Source organism: Glutamicibacter protophormiae, assembly GCF_014647495.1.
GTDB classification, from domain to species: domain Bacteria; phylum Actinomycetota; class Actinomycetes; order Actinomycetales; family Micrococcaceae; genus Glutamicibacter; species Glutamicibacter protophormiae.
The window spans coordinates 150,002-167,557 of record NZ_BMPH01000002.1 but is presented as its reverse complement, the minus strand read 5'-3'; the positions used below and the strand labels follow the sequence as shown (position 1 = coordinate 167,557).

The 17,556-nt window shown below is 63.6% G+C and carries 22 protein-coding genes; 8 read left to right on the top strand and 14 right to left on the bottom strand.

Translation table 11 applies throughout. The features are described from left to right. Positions 1–76 precede the first annotated feature (76 nt). Positions 77–685, top strand: a complete 609-nt coding sequence (locus tag IEY43_RS03170; protein ID WP_188947158.1) for a TetR/AcrR family transcriptional regulator C-terminal domain-containing protein — start codon at positions 77–79, stop codon at positions 683–685. Between the two features lie 38 nt (positions 686–723). On the opposite strand, the gene IEY43_RS03165 is transcribed toward IEY43_RS03170, so the two are convergent. The 7 genes from IEY43_RS03165 to glsA form a co-directional block, all read right to left on the bottom strand. Further along, the gene (locus IEY43_RS03165; RefSeq protein WP_188947157.1) at positions 724–1,851 is read right to left on the bottom strand and encodes a signal peptidase I; all 1,128 of its coding nucleotides are present in this window, start codon (positions 1,849–1,851) and stop codon (positions 724–726) included. A gap of 1 nt (position 1,852) precedes the next feature. Then, entirely contained in the window at positions 1,853–2,428 is a 576-nt protein-coding gene (locus IEY43_RS03160; protein WP_188947156.1) for a SipW-dependent-type signal peptide-containing protein, read from the bottom strand. Beyond that, complete coding sequence (locus IEY43_RS03155) at positions 2,425–3,090, bottom strand: hypothetical protein (protein WP_188947155.1); 666 nt, start codon at positions 3,088–3,090, stop codon at positions 2,425–2,427. The genes IEY43_RS03160 and IEY43_RS03155 overlap by 4 nt, the downstream gene beginning before the upstream one ends. Further along, positions 3,087–3,656, bottom strand: coding sequence for a signal peptidase I (locus tag IEY43_RS03150; RefSeq protein ID WP_188947154.1), 570 nt, complete (start codon positions 3,654–3,656; stop codon positions 3,087–3,089). The genes IEY43_RS03155 and IEY43_RS03150 overlap by 4 nt, the downstream gene beginning before the upstream one ends. Then, entirely contained in the window at positions 3,653–4,243 is a 591-nt protein-coding gene (locus tag IEY43_RS03145; protein WP_188947153.1) for a hypothetical protein, read from the bottom strand. Before IEY43_RS03145 ends, IEY43_RS03150 begins: the two co-directional genes overlap by 4 nt. 24 nt (positions 4,244–4,267) lie before the next feature. Beyond that, a complete protein-coding gene (locus tag IEY43_RS03140; protein ID WP_188947152.1) occupies positions 4,268–4,819 on the bottom strand; it encodes an alternate-type signal peptide domain-containing protein in 552 nt (183 codons plus the stop codon). Positions 4,820–5,144: 325 nt separating this feature from the next. Then, on the bottom strand, positions 5,145–6,170 hold the full coding sequence (gene glsA, locus IEY43_RS03135; protein WP_188947151.1) for a glutaminase A: 1,026 nt from the start codon (positions 6,168–6,170) through the stop codon (positions 5,145–5,147). Positions 6,171–6,434: 264 nt separating this feature from the next. Here glsA and IEY43_RS03130 point away from each other — a divergent pair, with 264 nt between their 5' ends. Further along, on the top strand, positions 6,435–6,857 hold the full coding sequence (locus IEY43_RS03130; protein WP_161448758.1) for an acyl-CoA thioesterase: 423 nt from the start codon (positions 6,435–6,437) through the stop codon (positions 6,855–6,857). A 126-nt stretch (positions 6,858–6,983) separates the two neighbouring features. Here the strand turns inward: IEY43_RS03130 and IEY43_RS03125 are convergent, their stop codons facing one another. Then, positions 6,984–7,157: a hypothetical protein gene (locus IEY43_RS03125; RefSeq protein ID WP_188947150.1), complete on the bottom strand. Its 174-nt coding sequence runs from the start codon at positions 7,155–7,157 to the stop codon at positions 6,984–6,986. A gap of 170 nt (positions 7,158–7,327) precedes the next feature. Here IEY43_RS03125 and IEY43_RS03120 point away from each other — a divergent pair, with 170 nt between their 5' ends. Continuing rightward, positions 7,328–7,750 (top strand): VOC family protein, encoded by a 423-nt coding sequence (locus tag IEY43_RS03120; protein WP_188947149.1) that lies wholly within the window; start codon positions 7,328–7,330, stop codon positions 7,748–7,750. Here IEY43_RS03120 and IEY43_RS03115 read toward each other — a convergent pair whose 3' ends face one another. Both IEY43_RS03115 and IEY43_RS03110 read right to left on the bottom strand, forming a co-directional pair. Then, positions 7,751–8,596: an SGNH/GDSL hydrolase family protein gene (locus IEY43_RS03115; protein ID WP_188947148.1), complete on the bottom strand. Its 846-nt coding sequence runs from the start codon at positions 8,594–8,596 to the stop codon at positions 7,751–7,753. It abuts the gene before it with no gap. 80 nt (positions 8,597–8,676) lie between these two features. Continuing rightward, positions 8,677–9,165, bottom strand: a complete 489-nt coding sequence (locus IEY43_RS03110; protein ID WP_188947147.1) for a 2'-5' RNA ligase family protein — start codon at positions 9,163–9,165, stop codon at positions 8,677–8,679. Positions 9,166–9,271: 106 nt separating this feature from the next. Between IEY43_RS03110 and IEY43_RS03105 the strand changes: the two genes are divergently transcribed. Genes IEY43_RS03105 through IEY43_RS03095 form a run of 3 tightly spaced genes read left to right on the top strand, consistent with a single transcriptional unit; the run spans position 9,272 to position 12,077 of the window. After that, complete coding sequence (locus IEY43_RS03105) at positions 9,272–10,549, top strand: sensor histidine kinase (RefSeq protein WP_188947145.1); 1,278 nt, start codon at positions 9,272–9,274, stop codon at positions 10,547–10,549. Next, positions 10,537–11,226, top strand: a complete 690-nt coding sequence (locus IEY43_RS03100; protein WP_188947143.1) for a response regulator transcription factor — start codon at positions 10,537–10,539, stop codon at positions 11,224–11,226. Before IEY43_RS03105 ends, IEY43_RS03100 begins: the two co-directional genes overlap by 13 nt. Continuing rightward, positions 11,223–12,077, top strand: a complete 855-nt coding sequence (locus tag IEY43_RS03095; protein WP_188947141.1) for a DUF4097 family beta strand repeat-containing protein — start codon at positions 11,223–11,225, stop codon at positions 12,075–12,077. The genes IEY43_RS03100 and IEY43_RS03095 overlap by 4 nt, the downstream gene beginning before the upstream one ends. 84 nt (positions 12,078–12,161) lie before the next feature. Here the strand turns inward: IEY43_RS03095 and IEY43_RS03090 are convergent, their stop codons facing one another. The 4 genes from IEY43_RS03090 to IEY43_RS03075 form a co-directional block, all read right to left on the bottom strand. After that, complete coding sequence (locus IEY43_RS03090) at positions 12,162–12,869, bottom strand: alpha/beta fold hydrolase (protein ID WP_309550516.1); 708 nt, start codon at positions 12,867–12,869, stop codon at positions 12,162–12,164. After that, positions 12,866–13,384, bottom strand: coding sequence for a DinB family protein (locus IEY43_RS03085; protein WP_188947139.1), 519 nt, complete (start codon positions 13,382–13,384; stop codon positions 12,866–12,868). The genes IEY43_RS03090 and IEY43_RS03085 overlap by 4 nt, the downstream gene beginning before the upstream one ends. Then, positions 13,381–14,190 carry an ArsR/SmtB family transcription factor gene (locus tag IEY43_RS03080; protein ID WP_188947137.1) on the bottom strand — a complete coding sequence of 270 codons (810 nt, stop codon included), beginning with the start codon at positions 14,188–14,190 and terminating at the stop codon, positions 13,381–13,383. Before IEY43_RS03080 ends, IEY43_RS03085 begins: the two co-directional genes overlap by 4 nt. A gap of 361 nt (positions 14,191–14,551) precedes the next feature. Beyond that, on the bottom strand, positions 14,552–15,403 hold the full coding sequence (locus IEY43_RS03075; RefSeq protein ID WP_188947135.1) for a PspA/IM30 family protein: 852 nt from the start codon (positions 15,401–15,403) through the stop codon (positions 14,552–14,554). 197 nt (positions 15,404–15,600) lie between these two features. On the opposite strand from IEY43_RS03075, the gene IEY43_RS03070 reads away from it, so the two are divergent. Beyond that, a complete protein-coding gene (locus IEY43_RS03070) occupies positions 15,601–16,617 on the top strand; it encodes a proline racemase family protein (protein WP_188947133.1) in 1,017 nt (338 codons plus the stop codon). Then, positions 16,614–17,555 (top strand): ornithine cyclodeaminase family protein, encoded by a 942-nt coding sequence (locus tag IEY43_RS03065; RefSeq protein ID WP_188947131.1) that lies wholly within the window; start codon positions 16,614–16,616, stop codon positions 17,553–17,555. The genes IEY43_RS03070 and IEY43_RS03065 overlap by 4 nt, the downstream gene beginning before the upstream one ends. Position 17,556 lies beyond the last annotated feature (1 nt).

The following is a 17,556-nucleotide window of genomic DNA, read 5'->3' as shown; positions in this document are numbered from 1 at the left end:
AAGAGCTAAACGAATGATTTTCGTTTAATTCGGATAGGCTCAGGTGGAAGACCCCTAGCAGAAAGCAGCGGATCCCATGGCGCGACCCTCGAAGCCCAAACTCAGCCCGGATGCCATCGCCGCTGCGGCGTTGGCTTTGGTCGACAAGCACGGCGAGTTTACGCTCCCGCAATTGGCCAAGGCCCTGTCCGTGACGGCGTCCTCGATCTACAACCACGTCTCGGGCAAGGATGAAATCATCGAGCTGATGCGCGGCCGCGCCATGTCCGCGATCAGCCTCGAGGGCGGTGCTTCAGGCGACTGGCAGCAGACCGTACGGCAGATTGCCACATCCTATTGGGAGTCGTATTCGAAGCACCCGCGGCTGATCCCCCTGCTCACCAGCCATACCGTGCGGGACCGCACCACCTTGCGGGTCTACGATGCGTTGGCGGAAACTCTCGCGCAGGCGGGGTTCCCGCCGGCAGACCGATTGCAAGCGATCACCATCATCGATTCATTCGTGCTCGGCTCGGCGCTTGATGCGGCGGCGCCGGAAATTGTCTGGGAAGCTAATGATTCTTCGGGGCATGAATTCAAGGAGGCGCTGGACGCCGGTCTCCAGCTGGAACAGCGAGCGCGACTGACCTTTCACAAGGGACTTGAGCTGATTCTCCTCGGCTTAGGCAATATTCGTTCCAGTTAGCCTGCCGGCACGGATCGTTGCATCGTGCTCGATAGTACTCACGAGCAGTGCAGCGATCTGACCACTCCAAGTAATCCGATAGAGCCCTTCGCTTTCGAATGGACGATGGGAGCGGCGGTCCATCCGTTGTCATACATCGCATACACGCGGAAGTTCACGTCAAATTTCGATCCAAAGAGGTTGCCCAGAAGGTCTATCAGGAGCGACAGCAACCCGCCCGAAGGGGAAATATCGACAGAGTATGTGGTGGTAGACACAGGCAGGGGGTCGGTGAATTTCTCTTCACTGTCGTTGACTTGGACAGATACCTTGTATCCCGTTAATTTCACACCCTGGGCTGCTGGAGCTTGCCATGCGAAGTTGATGACATTGTTACCGGATAGCGAGGATTTATCTTTGCATGAAAGATTCTTGGCCGGTTGCATAACGGCGCCGTGCAACGTACCCCCGGCTTTCGCCGTGGAAGTGAAAGCAGCCTGCGTCGATTCGACCGCAGGGCGAAGTTGCAACGAAGCGACCGCCGTCGAAAGAACAAGCACCATGCACAAAAGGCGGGATATGCCAGCGCGAGGCAAGTCCCCCCGCCCAGGGGATCCTGCACAAGCATCGGCATCAGTCTCCGAATTGCGTTTCTGGGTAGAACTTCTCGGGACGGATTCACCAACTGCTGGCTGCGGGCTACGCGAGAATGCGAGATAGAGCAGGTAGGCGCACAACAACCCGCCTAGGAAATACGCCCATGGCTGGGACAGCCACGTCACCAGGTACCCCAAGCCCGGAAAGCTGACCAGAAGCTTGTCGGCGCTGTCCACCGCATACGGTTGCAGGTCCGCGACGGGATTGGCATCCCCCTTGAGGATCAGGCCTGCTTCGGTCTTGTCGGCTACCCGGTGCGTCACCCGAACTTCGTTGCTGGTGACCACCGAAACCACGTCGCCTATGGCAACTTCCTCAATCGGGGTGGGAACAGCCAGTCCCAACGATCCGGTGGGGATGCCGGGTCCCATCGAGCCGCTGGCAAAAACCAGCGGTTTCACCCCAAACAGCACAGCCGCAAGCGTCATGAGCAGGCACAAGGATCCGAGGATCGCCCCGGCATTCAGCGCAAGGCGCTGGAGCGGGTTGCCGTTGCGTGCATCGGATTTGATCCGTTCCTGGTATCCCACCTTATGACCCCACCGTTCCGGTGAAGACCAGGTCCAGCTTCGTGGTGGCGCCTTGCAGGTTGTTGGCCGCGGTCACGGGCAGCGAGTACTGCACGCAGAGTGTTTCCGAAGCGCCTGCGGCCAGTGTCGATACTTCAACTGACCCGCCGAAAGCTGATCCAGCTTTCTTATCTACGATGGCCGCTGTGCCGGAACAAGTCGCGCTCGGTGCGGTGCCGCTGACCGTGGATCCGGTCTTCACCTGTACCTGCATGGCCTTGCCCAATTCGACGCCGCCGCTGTCGGTGATGCTGCCCCTGATGGAATACGGCAGCTCGACCGTGCTGGTGTTCTTCACGACAACTACCGCTGCGGCGCTGGCTCCCGGGTACCAGTTCACCGAGGAGACCGGCACGGTGTAGCTTTCGGAGGTCGCGCTGGAGGCCGTTGCGCCGACCCCGAGCGATACCTTTGCGGCGGTGATGCTGGTGGTCGCCGTGGCGGTTCCGGTCCAGGCCGCCAAGGTGGACACCGCGCCCAAGCCCACCAGGATTCCCATCGACAGGATCGCTTTGACCTGTACCGATCGCCTGCTCATTGAGATTCTCCTTGGGGTGTCGATGCTTGGGCGAGGTGTCGCTTCGAACGCAAATACAGTGCCGCGCCGGCAGCGGCCATGCCCAGCGCGAGCGGGACCGCCCAGCCGCTAAAACCGGTGGAGCCCAGTTCATCGGGCGGATGTTCCCCGTTCGCGTCCGGCGGCTCGGGGCGGTCCGGAGACTGCGGGCTGTCCGGCAATTCAGGTTCCTGCGAAATTCCGCTGGTGACCTCGATCGCGCTGATAGCCAGGCTCAGCGCTCGCGCCCGGTCCTGCGAGGAATTTCCGGCAGAAGTAGGCAGGCGCGCCTCCAACGCAAAGTTGGCATGTTCCCGAGGTTCCAGCCGCACCGTGGGGTTCCCTGCCACACCGAACTTCAGCCCGTCAGCGGGGGCCGGCACCACCGGCTTCACCGTGACTTCGATGGGGTGCGGCCGGTCGTTGCGGATGGCGAGATCTGCGCTGAGCCGGTCGCCCGGAACAAGCTGGATTTCCCCGCCGAACAGCTCTTCCGGCGTCGCGCGGAACTCGCCGCCGTCCACGCTGTAGCTCAGGCCGCGGGGGTCTTTCCCGGTGCCGTGCGCACCGGGGATCCCGGCGCCCAGCAGGCCGACGGCGAGCAGCACTGACAGCACGGTTTTCGTTGACGCCGCGATCTTCATGACGTCTTCTTTCCACGGTGATCCCGCCATGCCCCGGCGAACATCACCAGCGAATAGGCCAGCAGTCCCCCGATGGCCAGCCAGGCCAGCCAGGTCCGCTGCGAGGCGCTGAGCGCTGAATTGAGATAGCCGAGCCAAGGCAGCGAATACCAGAGCTTGCCGCGAACCTGTTCTGCAACGATCGGCGCATCGTCGGTATTGTTGGCGTCCCCGCGCAGCACGAACTGCTGTTCGCCCGAAAGCGATGAGTTTACCGAGGCCACGCGGTGGGTCACCACCCCGGGTTTCCCGGATTCCAGCTGGTAGGTGAGCACGTCGCCTACTTGGATGTCCTCTACCGGCACCGGCTTGACCACGATCAGTTGGCCCGGAGGGTAGTCCGGCCGCATGGATCCGGTGAGCACGGTGTAGGCCGTGCCCCCGCCGAGATGGGGTATGACCACCATGACGGCGAGCAGGCAGAGCACGGTGAACAGCGCCAGCCAGGACACGATCTGGCCAGCCCACCAGAACGGCCCGGTTTTCTGTTCTTCCCGGCGGCGTTGCGCCCGCGTCGTCACCGTCATTTTTGCTGCCCCGTGAAGCTGAGGGTGGGCGTCATCCGGCCACCGGCGGCACTCTGCGCGGTGCCGGACGGCAGGCTGAGCCTGACGCAGAGGATGTCTGAGGCCCCTGCGGTCCCCGCAGGGGCAAGCCCACGCGGGCTGGCGAAGGATGCCCCCGCAGCCAGGGAGCCCGAGTAGAGCAGCTGCCCGGTGATCTGCTGTGTTCCCGTGCAGCTTCCAGGCGGCACGTCCGCATAGATGCCAACCCTCGCAGCCGCCGCCAACGCCTTGTCCTTGGCGCTGGCGGAGTCGGTTCCGGTGGTGATTCCCGTCAGCCCGTAGGCCAGCGGCGTCGTCCCGGCGTTGGAAATGGTCAACGGCGCCTGTACGAACGACCCCGGCAGCAAGTTCTGGGTTTGCAGCTCCCGGAATACGTAGTCTTTCCCCGACTCTGTCCCGTTGCCAGCCAACAGGCTCAGTGAGCCGGTCTTGATCGAACCGGCGTCAACCTGTCCTTCGGCACGCCAAGCGGCGACCGTGTTCTGGGCGCTGAGTCCCAGCACCAGGACCACGGCCGCTGCGAAGGCGAACTTCAAGGGTTTTGGCATGACGGTCAGAGAATCCGCCAAGGGCTAGCTGCGGACCTGGTCCAGGGTCAGCGTCAACGCGTTCAGATCGATCGGCTGGTTCATGGTGTCGTTGGGCGTGGAGGCGACAGTTCCGGCTGGGAAGGTCACCGTGATTTTCACCGGCACCTGGTAGACACCCTCTTCTGCAAAGGAAATCACGTTGCCGGACTGGCTCAGGCCTGCAGCAGTTCCGTCGATTTCCAAGCCGAGCTCTACCTCGTCCTGGAGCGCTTCCGGCAGCGCCTTCAGGGTTCCCACCGACAGGGCGCCCTGGATGTTCTTGCCTTCGGCATCGATTCGCACTGTCTGCGTGTAGGCCACCACGTCGCCCGGGACGATTTGCTCGGTGGCAGGGTCGAAGGGCACGCCGTCGCCGCCGCTGCTGACATCGGTCCAAACGCCGTTGTCGTCCACGGTGAGTTTCAGGTGGCCGGTGTCCACGGTTCCCGCTTCAACGGTTTCCAGTTGCTGCCACAGCGCGACGGTTCCGGCGCCGGTCACCAGCAGGACTCCGGCGGCGGCCGCAGCGATGGTTGCCTTGGTTATCTTCTTCATGATTCAAATCCTCAAGAGTTCCGAGCGCTCCCCGCGCACTTACTTTCGAGTGAATCCGGATTCCCACCCGGGCACAACATGCGCTCAGACACTTTCAACGCACCATACTCCCGCCGGCGCAACCTCTCGCCGATCGGTTATTTCCAGGCCTTCATCCGGAGCGGGAAATCATATCGTGACCAGACCATATGAAAACCGCAGGAAAAATTCCGCAGGCTTGGCCGGATCCGCCGTCCAGCTGGCCAGCCGGGGACTCCGGACAGGCAACAAAGACTGGCTGACCGGTCCAGTGAAATAGCCGGTCGGCCACGCGGAATTTTGCCGGCTATCTGCCGGAATCCGGAGCCGAGGCGAACAGGTTCAGGCCCAGCGCGCGCGAAAGGTGGCCGATGGCCAGCTGCCCGCGCACGGAGTTCCCCGCCATGTCCAAGCGCGGAGAAAACGCGCCGATGGCGCCCTTACCCGGGGCGACCGCAACGATGCCCCCGGAAACCCCGGACTTGGCTGGGATCCCGATCTCGAACAGCCAGTCCCCGGAACGTTCATATAGTCCGTTGGTGGCGACGGCGGCCAGGGTGTCACGGCAGACGTCCGCGCTGACCACCTGTTGGCCCGTCACCGGGTTGATGCCACCATCGGCCAGGGTCGCTCCCATGACTGCCAGATCGTGTGCGGTGACGTTCAGCGAACACTGCTTGGTGTAAGTGTCCACCGCATTGTTCGGATCCCCGTCCAGCCGCCCATAGCTCTTGAGCAGTCGGCCAAGTGCCTTGTTGCGTTCGTTCGCTTCGGATTCGGATTCGTAGACTTCGTCGTCCAGCGTCAGCGGACGGCCGGCAAAAGCCGATAGTCCTTCGCGGACGTTCTCCCACTTCTTGGCGGCGCTCTTGCCTGCGATCATTTCGGTCGTCGCAATGGCTCCGGCATTGACCATCGGATTCATCGGGTGCCCGTTGTTCAGCTCGACTGCCATCACGGAATTGAACGGCATGCCCGTGTTGTTGACGCCGATCTTTTCATGGACGGCTTCGTGTCCGTGCTCCTGGAGCACCAGGGCGTAGACAAACATCTTGGAGATGGACTGGATGGAGAACTGGTGGTGGCAGTCGCCCGCCCCGTGCACGGTGCCGCCGACGTGCGACATGGAAATGGCGAAGGTCTCCGGCTCGACCTGCCCCAGGATAGGTATGTAGTGGGCAAGCAGGCCCTCGTCAACATCCGAGTAGCGTTCATGTGCTTCGAGCAGAAGCTCATCGATGCGTTGATGGGCGAGGGTACCGGTGGATACCTGCTGGACAACATCATCAAAATCGGTAGGAATGCTCTCATTCCCGTCCGAGGTATAGGTCATGATCACCTTGCTCTTCGTCGGAGAAATCTAAATCTGGCCAGATTCCGAGACTATCAATAGCACAGGTCATTGGCACGCAGCGCCCTGCTGCCATCCAGCCACAGAATGCACGGCGCTGTCGCATGCCGGCCATGTCGCCGCGGTCTTCCCGCCAAAGCCAAGAGCCGACGCAAGATTGCCGTATGTCGCAAAGCCATGTGTTTTCACCTACATTGTGCAGCAACTTACAGCGGACTGCCCCTTACCTGACCTAGCATTTTGAGTATGGCTAAGGGTATTACTTTTCATACGCGCAAGTGGGTTCGCCCAGAAGATTTGAACGCAAACGGCACGCTGTTCGGCGGCAGCTTGCTGCGCTGGATCGACGAGGAAGCCGCGATCTACTCAATCATCCAGCTCGGCAACAAGCACGTGGTCACCAAATTCATGTCCGAGATCAACTTCATCGCCTCCGCCAAGGAAGGCGACCTGATCGAGATGGGCTTGACCGCCATCGATTTCGGACGCACCTCGATCACCTTGCGTGCAGAGGTCCGCAATATCTTCACCCAGCAATCAATCCTGACCATCGAAAAGCTGGTGTTCGTCAACATGGGCCCGGATGGCAAGCCGGAGCCTCACGGCTACGACCAGATCACCTACACCCGCGATCGTATCCCGCTGGAAATCACCAAGGCCCTCATCTAGGTTTCAGCACGATACCCGCAGCCATACCCCCGGTTGTCGGTCAGTGACGTCGCCGCAGTTTCCGCGCTTGATCAGCGCGGGAACTGCGGCGTTTTACTTTGCGCCGCGCTATCGATCGGCAAGCTGCTAGCGCTCGCCTTTTCGGGCTTGGCGCATAGCCACCGCGACCCAGAACGCGGCCAGTGCAAACATTGCACCGCCCTGCCAAGGCTCTGCCTCGCTGGCACGCCAGATTCCGATGCCGGCGAAGAGCACCGCAACAGTCAATGCCGCCACAGGAGAAATGCTGGTTTTCCACATATGGCCAGTTTCCGTTGCGGCCCCGCCGGCAGCCGGCACCGACATGCCTCATTCACGGTTTTCTCGCTTGTCCGCGAAATTCGACAAAACCATTGCGCACGGGCCTGCCATGCGGAAGAGTACTGAGACTGAATTGCCTTCACCCCATCCAATATCGAAGAGAGTCTCCCATGAGCCGGATGATATTCGTCAACCTTCCAACCTCGGACTTGGCGCGGGCCGACAAGTTCTATTCAGCCTTGGGCTTCACCAAGAACGACACCTTCTCGGATGAGAATGCGACCTCATGGATCATCGCAGAGAACATTCTGGTGATGGTGCTGCAGGAAAAGTTCTATTCGAGCTTCCTCGTGGGCGAGGACAAGCCGGCCGTGGGCCCGGGCCACCGCGAATGCCTCAATGCGTTGTCGGCAGATACCCGCGAAGAAGTCGACGAGTTTGTCGCCAGTGCCCAAGCCGGAGGCGGAGCGATCTACCGGCCGGCCGATGAGCCTTTCCCCGGAATGTACCAGGCCGCAGTGCAGGATCCCGATGGCCATGTCTGGGAAATCGCATGGATGAGCCAGGAAGCCATGGAGAATTCCGGCACGTAGCTAACTCAGATACCCTTCGACATCGCCGTTCTGCAGTTCCGCAGCCGCCCGCAGGCGTCTGCGGAACTGTTTTTTCATGCCTTTCGCCGGATAGATCGGCGTTTCCCAACGTGGTTTGAGGCTATCTCCCAAGGTGATTCCGCGCAGCCGTCTCCCGAACATCGGCAGCACCCACTGGCGCATCCATTCGATATCCCGCTGGACAAGCTGCAACGGCCCCAAGCGCTGCGCGTCTTCCAGCGGTCGGAACTCCAGCTGGTGCTGGGCTCCGAGGAGCTCCAGGATCCTAATGGCCATGTAGCGATGGCCTGCGCGGTTCATGTGCAGCTTGTCGATGTCCCACAGGCGCTGGTCATGGTAGATGTCCCAGGCCCAGTAGTCGACCAAAGTCACGGTGTCCGGATGTTTGCGGGCCAGCTCCCGGACCCTGTCATTGAACTTCCAATTCCGGCGTTTGAACGGGACCAGGGCAGGGTGCACCGGGATGTCGAATCCGGTGAACAGCAGGATCTGCGCCCCGGAAGCGGCCAAGCGGTCCACCGCCGCTTCGTAGCGGTCGAGAAAGCGGTCCATGTCCTGCCGCACTTCCAGGATGTCGTTGCCGCCGGCATAGAAGCTGATGATGTCCGGGTTCAGCGCGATGGCGGCGTCGATCTGCTCGTCCATGATCCGGTCCAGCCGTCGGCTTCGGATCGCGAGATTGGCGTATCGCCAACTGGGATCTGCCTTGGAGAGCTGCTTGGCCACGCGGTCCGCCCAGCCGCGCACCCCATTGGGCAGCCTCCGATCCCAGTCTCCGACTCCTTCGGTGAAGGAGTCGCCCACCGCAACAAATAGCCTGCCCATAATGGCCAATCTAGGGCCGTCTGTTGTCCGGTCGGCGAAAGCAATGCCAACTCCAGATTAATTCCCTGGCCGCGGGGCGCTCAGCTGCTTCGTTGCCGCACCACATGAAGTACCCGGCGCCACGCGTGGTCTCCGCCCGGGGCCATGTCCACCAGCGCGACTTGGTCCAGGGCAACGGCGTCTCCCTGCGTGCGGCTGCGGCCGTGGTGGTGGGTGATGTGCGGACGGTAGCCGGGCCCGGTGAACCGGACGGAGGCGATGCGCCCCTGGTTCTCCAGCACGACCCCGCACAACCGCTCATGCAGCAGTTGCAACGCCGGATCGGGTTTCACCAGCGACACCAGCAGGTTTTCCTGCCGTCCGAACCAGGCGTGCTCGGCGATTTCCAACCGCGCCCCCAGCGCGGGACGCGCGGCTTCGGCCAATTGTTCGGCACAGCGCTCCAGCATCCGGGGCGTCTCGGGCAGGTCAAAGCGCAGCAGGGTGATGTGCAGCGGCCAGTCTTCGCGCAGGAAGTACTGCTCGCGTGCCACCGGTTCGACGAATACCGCTGCTACCAGATTGTGCATGGCATCAGTCTGCCATCTCCCCTCGATGCGGAATTCGGGTTTTCCCTACCTATGTTCTCCGGTTCCCTCGGTGTCGCCGAAAAACGCTCCAAAATAGTATTGAGGCATGACTTCAACACTGCAGGCCCAACCGGGCGCGCTTCCTGCCCGTCCCCCGTTGCGGCTCGGCTTAACGCTGTTGCATCTGGCAGCTCTTGGAACCCTCGGGGTGGTCGTCCTCCCGCTGGTCATTGCCTGGTTTGCTGCAGGCGTCGGACTGACCTTCCTGCTGGGCTTCGGGCTTCTGATGCTGACCGGATTGCTCTACGCGATCTTCGGCCTGGCGCGTTTCGAGATTCGGCGGGTCTCGGATCTCTACGGCCTCCGTGTCGCCCCGTTGTCCTGGCGCCCCAGCCAGCAGCCGGGGTTCGGAGCCTACGTCCGCTCGCTGGGACGCAATCTGGCCAACGGCCGCATGTGGGCGGCCTTCGGAAGCTTCGCCATTTCCTGCTTCGCCGGCGCCACCATGCTCAGCGGACTGGAATGGATGATCCGGCTGTGCATTACCGCTTTCGCCCCGCTCACCCAGGCGGAAACCGTCATCGGCCCCTTCGGCATGGATCTCCCCGCCAGCCAGGCTCCCTGGATGCTGGTGCTCGCGTTGCTCGGCGCGGCGCTGGCCGTGGCCATGATCTTCATGCATCGGGCGGTCACCGTGGGCATCATCGGATCCACCGCCCGCGAGACCGAACTGACCGAACGCGTGCGCACCACCGCGGTGCAGCGCGAAGGCGCCATGCGCGCCGCGGAGCTTGAACGCACCCGTATCGAACGCGACCTGCACGACGGGGTCCAGCCCCGGTTGGTATCCGTGGCCATGACCCTCGGCCTGGCGCACCAGCAGATCGACAGCGACCCTGAGCAGGCCAAGGCCCTGGTGGCCGAGGCGCATGCCTCCACCAAGTCGGCCATCACCGAACTGCGGCAGCTGACCCGGGGCATCTATGCCTCAGTACTGGATGACCGCGGGCTGGATGCGGCGCTGTCGGCCATCGCCGGACGCTCCCACATCCCGGTCCAGCTCGACGTGCAGCTCACCGGACGCTATGCCCGGCATGCTGAGGCGGCGGTGTATTTCGCGATCGCCGAGGCCCTGACCAACGCGGCCAAGCACTCGCGGGCCTCGAACTGCCGGGTCACGGTGCGCGAGCGCGCCAACGGCCAGGCGCAGCCGATGCTGTGGGCGCGCATCGAGGACAACGGCACCGGAGGCGCCCGCATCGTCCCCGGCGGCGGGCTGGACGGCATTTCAAACCGTGTGCTCGCAGCCGGGGGAACCATCACCCTGGACAGCCCGCAGGGCGGCCCCACCGCACTGGAGGTGAACGTGCCATGCGCGTCTTGATCTGTGAAGATTCGGTCCTGCTGCGCGAAGGACTGGTCCGCCTGCTGGCCCACTCTGGCCACGAAGTCGTGGCCGACCTGCCGGACACCACCGGAATCATGGGCTTCCTGGAGACTGCCCCGCCGGAGGACTTTCCGCAGATCTGCATCCTGGATGTCCGGCTGCCGCCGTCCTACACCGACGAGGGCATCCGCGCGGCGCTGGCTGTCCGCAGCCGCTATCCCAGCCTCCCGCTGCTGGTGCTCTCCCAATACGTGGAGGAGCGCTACGCCTCGGACCTGATCGCCACGCAGTCCGGCGCCTTGGGCTACCTGCTCAAGGACCGGGTGGCGGATGTCGCGGACTTCATCGCCTCGCTGGAGCAGATCGCCTCCGGCGGCACCGTACTGGATCAAGAAGTGGTGGCACAGCTATTGACCCGGCGAAACCATGATTCAAAGATGCAGCAACTGACCGACCGCGAACGCACCGTGCTCGCAGCCCTGGCCGAGGGCAAGTCCAACCAGGCCATCGCCGCATTGCTGTTCCTCTCCGAGGCCAGCGTCGAAAAATACATCACCTCCATCTTCCAGAAGCTCGGACTGGAAGCCGATGGAATGGGCAACCGGCGCGTGCTGGCCACCCTGGCCCACATTGAAACGTTGGGCGCCAACCGCACAGACAGGACGAAGCCATGAGTACCCAGACACTGAATCCGCTGCCTCCGCAGGACCCCGCACCCCGTGGTTCGGCCAAGACCCTGAACATCATCCTGGCGGTGATCGGCGTACTGGCGTTGTTGACCATGGCGATCGGCGCGGCGCGGGACGCCGCTGCCTCGCTGAGCAGCAGCCACGTGGTGCAGACCGCCGATGCCCGGGGCCTCGCGTCGCTCGACGTCGAGGCGAGCTCCGGAACGTTCACCTTGGAATTCTCCGACACCACCGAAGCGGTCCTAGACGTGCAGACCTCCTCGGCCAGCGGATGGACCCTGCGCCGCTCGGGCGACGAGCTGGTGGTGCGGCCGCCGGCCGGCTGGAACAACTTCTGCTTCTTCAGCTGCACCAAATGGGACAATCAGGTCACGCTGGCCCTGCCCCGGGAGCTGAACAACGGGCAGCTGGATGCAAAATTCGACCTCGGCGCCGGAGAATTCCGGGCCGACGGCAACTTCAAGGATCTCGGCCTGGATGTCGGCGCCGGCGACCTGACGGTCAACGGCGCGGCCAGCACCCTCGATGCGACGCTGGGCGCCGGGCGGGCGGACCTCACCTTGGATGCGGTGGAGTCGGCGAAACTGGATGTCTCCGCCGGGCGCATGGACGCCAAGTTGACCGGCAGCGCACCAGGCACGGTCACGGCCCAGGTCAGCGCCGGCATGCTGAATCTGACCCTGCCTGACACCAGCTACAACGTGGCCTCGGATGTTTCGGCCGGGTCGGTGGAAAACAAGCTGGATACTTCCAGCAGCTCCCCGAACAAGGTCACCGTGGATGTCTCCGCCGGCTCGGCGGTGCTGCTCCCGGGAGCTGAAGCCAACAGCAAGTAACAGCAGTTCAACAGCCAGCACCAGACAGTGCGCCGGTCGGCCATCGACCGGCGCACTGCCTGTCTGTTTTCCCCGATGCGGCGCCTAGCGCCGTTCGGCCCGAGGCCAGGGGTAGTCGAGGTGCTCGCGAACGAGCCGCACAAACCCTTCCGGGTCGGTGGCATGCACCAGGTGGCCGGTCTGCAGATGGTGCACGCGGCAATCCGCCACGAGGCGGCCGAGCTGCTCAACGTGGTCGGCGCGAACAAAGCTTTGGGTCCCTCCCCCAATGACCATGGTGGGGATGGAAACCCCCGCAAAGATTTGCGGCCACTGCGGATCCGGCCGGTCAATCTGCGGACGAATCTGTTCAACCACGGCCCAATCGAAATCCAGGGGACCGTCCGGCCGGGCGGGGAAGGACGGAACCCTGGGGTGCGGCAAACCCACGTCTTCGAGCACCAAGCGGGATACTTGCCGGCTCTCCCGGGCGACGCGAGCGGCTACCAGTCCTCCCAGCGAATGCCCCACGAGGTCAAGGGACCCGCCCAGTACCGGCAGCAGCCCCAGCACATCCCTGCCCATGGCCTCGATGCTGTAGTCACCGGGCCAGCTGCTGAGCCCATGCCCGCGCAGATTCACTGCATGCACCACGCGGTCGCGGGCCAGGTCCCCGGCGACGGAGTCCCAGTCGCGTGCGGTCACCCCGGTGCCGGGGAGCAGGAGAACCGGCCTGAAACGGGCCGGCCCCGTCGCCCGGCTGTGGACGGCGAGGCTGATCCCGTTGGCAGGATACTGCCAAACTCGTCTCACGGGTTGGCGGCCGTCGTCTTCGGAAGACGCCCCAGGAAGGCGATGAGCTGCTCCGAGGCGTTGGCTCCGTGGCGCGCCTGCTGCCGGGGTGCGAAATGCGAACCGCGCGAATCGTCGGTGAGCATCTTTCGATCCAGGACCAGAATCGACTCGGCCAGCTCGCCGGGGATCCGATGGTCCGGGTCCAGTCCGATCCCGATGTCCCAGGCATGTGCGGTGAACTCGATCGACGACATTGCACGCAGGGGTCCGCTATCGAGCAGCTCCAGCGCGCGCTGCACGGCGGCGGATGCTTCGGCGGGTGTACTGGCGATCGTCTCGGCGTGCTCGGAAACCGAGAAGCGCTGGCCGCCAGCGGTATCGCCGATGGCGGTGGCCACCTGGGCCACATGATTGACCAGCTGCTGTTCATCCCAGTGTTCGCAGCCGCTTTGCCGGCCGAGGTTTTCCGGGCCCAGGCGTGCCATCTGGTTTTGCAGGTAGCGGCCTGCTGCGTAGAATTCGGCTTCGCTCACGAGTGTTCCCCCACCGGCATGTTCCACGGCTCGGTCGGCAGCACCGCCCCGGTTTCCAACAGCGATTTCAGGTTGGCCAGCACCGCAGGCCACCCCTGGGCGATGCCGTTGCGCATATCCAGGTTCGGCAGATTCTCATGGCGGACAGTCAATCGCACAATGCCCTCGTGGGGTTCAATCCGGAAGCGCACCACGGACGAGCCGTGCTCGCGAGGTTCATCCGAATCTTCGAAGGTGATCACTAGTTCATTGGGCGGGTCTGCGGAAAGCACCTGCCCGTAGACGTCGCTGACGCCGGACCCGTCGACGCGTCGATGTTCCCAGGGAGAACCGGGCTGCCAGTCGGAAATGTTCGCATGGCCCCAGTACCGGGCCGAGATGTCCGCATCGGTGAGCGCGTTCCACACATCTTCCGCGCTGGCTTGGATATAGGTCACGTACACGTAGGAGGGGATGTTCAATGAGCTGTTTGTCATGGCTGAGTCCTCAGCTTGATGCTTGATCGCAGAAAGTGTTTCCAAGCGCGGAACTTCATAGGCGGAGATCCAACGCTCGCCAATCGCGTGGATTGGCACGGGATTAAGGAAATGCAGACGTTCCCGTCCGCGACGAATAACGGTGACCAGATGGGCGGAGGCCAGCACATCCAGGTGCTGGGTGACGGACTGTCGAGCCATACTGATATTGCCGCACAACTCGCCCAGCGTCTGGCCGTCGCGGCGGCGCAACTGGTCCAGCAATAGTCGCCGGGTGGGATCTGCCAAGGCCTTGAAGGCGAGTCCCAGATCGGCTTCCATGTCCTTCATGCAAACATCATGCAGGTTATTGCCTGCATATGTCAATGGGAAGTGAAAAGAAATCTTGCGCGAACGAGCCGGGCCCAGCTTGTCGCTGCCAGAACTTGCCGCATCCGCAACAGCGACACGTCATTGACCTGCGCACTTGCCGGAATCTGCACCGGAGCATGCCGGCCGCTGCTTCCGCTGGCATGCGCCGCGGAATCCCGCCCTGTTGCGCTCCCCTCGGATCCGCTGGCTGGTCTTGCGCGATGCTGCGGCCTTCGGGAGAACCGCTCGACGTTGAGGTTCCTCGACCGAAAACGGAAAACCGGGCGGCGTGGAACTGCAAGTCCCACACCGCCCGGGCGTGCATGCCGCTGGTGATGCCCTAGGCCTGGTTCTTCTTCATGGCAGCCAGGCGCGCCTCGATTTCCGACATTTCCGGGGCGGCGGCCTCCAGCTGCGCTGCGCCGTCGGACTCTTCCAGGATCTCTGCCGCTGGAGCGTTGGCCGCCTTCAGCGCCGCCAGGCGCGCTTCGACCTCGGTGGCGGCGCCCAGGTCTTCGAGCTGCGCGAACTGCGAGTCGAGGGAAGATGCCGCGAGTTCGGCCGCTCCCCGGACCTTCGCCTCGTCCTGGCGGATCTTCTGCTCGAAGCGGCTGATCTCGCTGCTCGGATCGTTGATGTCCAGGGCCTTGATGGTGTCCATCATCTGGTTCTGGGTCTTGGCGTTGCGGGCGCGGGCCACCAGCTCGTCACGCTTGGACACCAGTTCCTGGCGTTTGGTCTGCATGGTGTTCAGGCCGGTCTTGAGCTTGTCCACGACCTCGCGCTGGGTTCCCACGGTGGATGCCAGCGCACCGGCCTTCTTCTCCGCGGCCATCTGGCGCTGGATCGCGACGGTCGCCAGCTGGTTGAACTTCTGCTGGTTGGCGGCATCGCCCGAAGCGGCGAATTCCTCGGCCTTGTTCGAGGCGGCCAGCGCCTTGGAGCCCCATTCATTCGCTTCGTTCTGCGCCTTGGCCAGGTCCTCCTCGGCCATACGCAGGTTGCCGATGGTCTGGGCCACCGCCTGCTCGGCTTCGGCAATGTTGTTCGTGTAGTCGCGGACGGTCTGGTCCAGCATCTTCTTGGGGTCTTCCAGCGCGTCGATTGCCGCATTGGCGTTCGCCTTGCCGATACCGAAAATTCGAGCCCAAATTGATTGTTTCTTGGCCACGTGCCATCCCTTCGTCTGCATCTTTAACCTTAGGGGAAGCATGGATGGTTCCCGAATCTGGCGAATAATTCTATGCCTAGAGCCTGCCGTGCGCATAGCCCCGGAAGCTCTCCAGGCGCCAAGAAGCAAGTAATATATTACATAGCACTGAGGATTCTGTGTTCGAATCATTGACCACCCGCCTTCCCGCATCATCCAGACCCCGACGGAGAGCCTGAATGCCACCCGAAAAGTACACCAGCATCGACTACCACACCGCGGGCGAGCCGTTCCGCATCGTGACCGACTTGCCCGTGGCCCTCGAAGGTCCCGACGTTCCTTCCAAGCGCGTCTTCGCCATGAATTCACCACAGGTGGAGCGGATCCGCCAGATCCTGTGCTTCGAGCCGCGCGGGCATGCAGACATGTACGGCGGCTTCGTCACCGAGCCGAACGACGCCGGCGCGCACTTCGGTGTGCTGTTCTGGCACAAGGACGGGTTCTCCACCGCCTGCGGCCACGGCACCATCGCCCTGGGCATCTGGGCTCTGGAACACGGCATCGTGACACCGGATCCATCCGGCGTGACCGATGTGGTCATCGACGTGCCATCCGGCCGGGTCATCTCCCGCGTCCACACCGATGCCCACGGTGCGGTCACCCACGTGGATTTCATCAACGTGGCCAGCTACGTCATCTCCAAGGACGTCGCAGTGCAGACCGCGCGCGGGGAAGTGACCGTGGACGTCAGCTTCGGCGGCGCCATCTACGCCCAGCTTGATGCAGCCTCGGTCGGGCTGAGCGTCACGCCCGAGAACTACGGGGAGATCATCGCGATCGGCCGCGAAATCAAGTGGGCCCTGAACGATTCACTCCATGCCCAGCACCCGGTCGACGCACGGCTCAGCGGCATCTACGGGACGATTGTGTTCGAGGATCTCTCAACCGGGGGCGAGGTGATCCAGCGCAACGCCACGGTCTTCGCCGACGGAGAAGTGGACCGCTCCCCCTGCGGCTCGGGTACCAGCGCCCGCGTCGCCACGCTCACCGACCGCGGCATCCTCGCCGCGGGCCAGCTGCTGCAGCATGGTTCAATTGTCGGATCGCGGTTCCAGGCCGTGGTGCTGGAGCACCGGCAGGTCGACGGGTATTCCGCGGTCATCCCGCAGGTCACCGGCACCGCCTACCAGACCGGCGAGCATACCTTCATCGTGGATCCGCGCGATGAGCTGACTCCGGGATTCGTGCTGCGATGAGCACCTCGATCCCCTTTCTGACCGCCGGCGAATTCTACGACCGCGTCAGCCCGGTCCGCGCCGTGCGCGCGCTGCGCGATACCCTGCGCGCGGGCTTCGATCCCGCCGAGGACCACCAGCGGATCAGCAGCCGGTTGAGTTCCGGCGAGTTCCTGCTCATGCCTTCGGAGGCCGGAAAGATCGCCGGCATCAAGGTGCTTTCTGTCGCCCCGGGCAATCCCGCGCGCAACCTGCCGCGCATCCAGGGAACCTACATCCTCTTCGATTCCGAAACGCTGACCCCGCGCCAGTTGATCGACGGGGTGGCGCTGACCAATGTGCGCACCGCCGCGGTGTCGCTGGCCGCCATCGAGGATGCGCTGCTGGCTGGCGATGGCCCGCTGCGCGTGGTGCTCTACGGCGCCGGGCAGCAGGGCATGTCCCACCTGTTGACCCTGCGGGCGGTGCTCCAGGGCCGCCGCGAGATCGAATCGGTGACCGCCGTGGTGCGTTCCGCCCAGAACTACGCGCACTTGGAGGACATCGAGGTGGTGGCCGCAGGCAGCAGCCGGGCCGATGAGGCGACGGCGGCCGCCGGCCTGGTGCTCTGCACCACCACATCCCGCGAGCCGTTGTTCGACGCGCAGCTGGTCGGTCCCGCCGCCGTGGTGGTGGCGGTGGGATCCCACGAGCCGGATGCCCGCGAGCTGCCCGCCGCGCTGTTGGGACGCTCCACCGTGGTGGTCGAGGACATCGCCACCGCGCTGCGCGAATGCGGCGATGTCGTCATGGCCATCGCCGAGGGCGAGCTGTCCGCGCAGGACCTGGTGCCGATGGCCCGCGCGGTCCGGGATCCACAGCTGCTGCGCGGGCACGGGCCGGTGGTCTTCAAGAGCTCTGGCATGGCCTGGGAGGATCTGGTCCTGGGCGGGGCGGCGGTTGAGGCAGAGTCGGAATGAC

Coding starts and splice junctions, on each gene's coding strand:
- IEY43_RS03160 (WP_188947156.1), bottom strand. CDS start 2,428: ATGAGCAGGCGATCGGTACAGGTCAAAGCGATCCTGTCGATGGGAATC.
- IEY43_RS03150 (WP_188947154.1), bottom strand. CDS start 3,656: ATGACGGTGACGACGCGGGCGCAACGCCGCCGGGAAGAACAGAAAACC.
- IEY43_RS03070 (WP_188947133.1), top strand. CDS start 15,601: ATGCCACCCGAAAAGTACACCAGCATCGACTACCACACCGCGGGCGAG.
- IEY43_RS03105 (WP_188947145.1), top strand. CDS start 9,272: ATGACTTCAACACTGCAGGCCCAACCGGGCGCGCTTCCTGCCCGTCCC.
- IEY43_RS03130 (WP_161448758.1), top strand. CDS start 6,435: ATGGCTAAGGGTATTACTTTTCATACGCGCAAGTGGGTTCGCCCAGAA.
- IEY43_RS03075 (WP_188947135.1), bottom strand. CDS start 15,403: ATGCAGACGAAGGGATGGCACGTGGCCAAGAAACAATCAATTTGGGCT.
- IEY43_RS03120 (WP_188947149.1), top strand. CDS start 7,328: ATGAGCCGGATGATATTCGTCAACCTTCCAACCTCGGACTTGGCGCGG.
- IEY43_RS03065 (WP_188947131.1), top strand. CDS start 16,614: ATGAGCACCTCGATCCCCTTTCTGACCGCCGGCGAATTCTACGACCGC.
- IEY43_RS03100 (WP_188947143.1), top strand. CDS start 10,537: ATGCGCGTCTTGATCTGTGAAGATTCGGTCCTGCTGCGCGAAGGACTG.
- IEY43_RS03155 (WP_188947155.1), bottom strand. CDS start 3,090: ATGAAGATCGCGGCGTCAACGAAAACCGTGCTGTCAGTGCTGCTCGCC.
- IEY43_RS03125 (WP_188947150.1), bottom strand. CDS start 7,157: ATGTGGAAAACCAGCATTTCTCCTGTGGCGGCATTGACTGTTGCGGTG.
- IEY43_RS03115 (WP_188947148.1), bottom strand. CDS start 8,596: ATGGGCAGGCTATTTGTTGCGGTGGGCGACTCCTTCACCGAAGGAGTC.
- IEY43_RS03080 (WP_188947137.1), bottom strand. CDS start 14,190: ATGAAGGACATGGAAGCCGATCTGGGACTCGCCTTCAAGGCCTTGGCA.
- IEY43_RS03145 (WP_188947153.1), bottom strand. CDS start 4,243: ATGCCAAAACCCTTGAAGTTCGCCTTCGCAGCGGCCGTGGTCCTGGTG.
- IEY43_RS03110 (WP_188947147.1), bottom strand. CDS start 9,165: ATGCACAATCTGGTAGCAGCGGTATTCGTCGAACCGGTGGCACGCGAG.
- IEY43_RS03095 (WP_188947141.1), top strand. CDS start 11,223: ATGAGTACCCAGACACTGAATCCGCTGCCTCCGCAGGACCCCGCACCC.
- glsA (WP_188947151.1), bottom strand. CDS start 6,170: ATGACCTATACCTCGGACGGGAATGAGAGCATTCCTACCGATTTTGAT.
- IEY43_RS03170 (WP_188947158.1), top strand. CDS start 77: ATGGCGCGACCCTCGAAGCCCAAACTCAGCCCGGATGCCATCGCCGCT.
- IEY43_RS03140 (WP_188947152.1), bottom strand. CDS start 4,819: ATGAAGAAGATAACCAAGGCAACCATCGCTGCGGCCGCCGCCGGAGTC.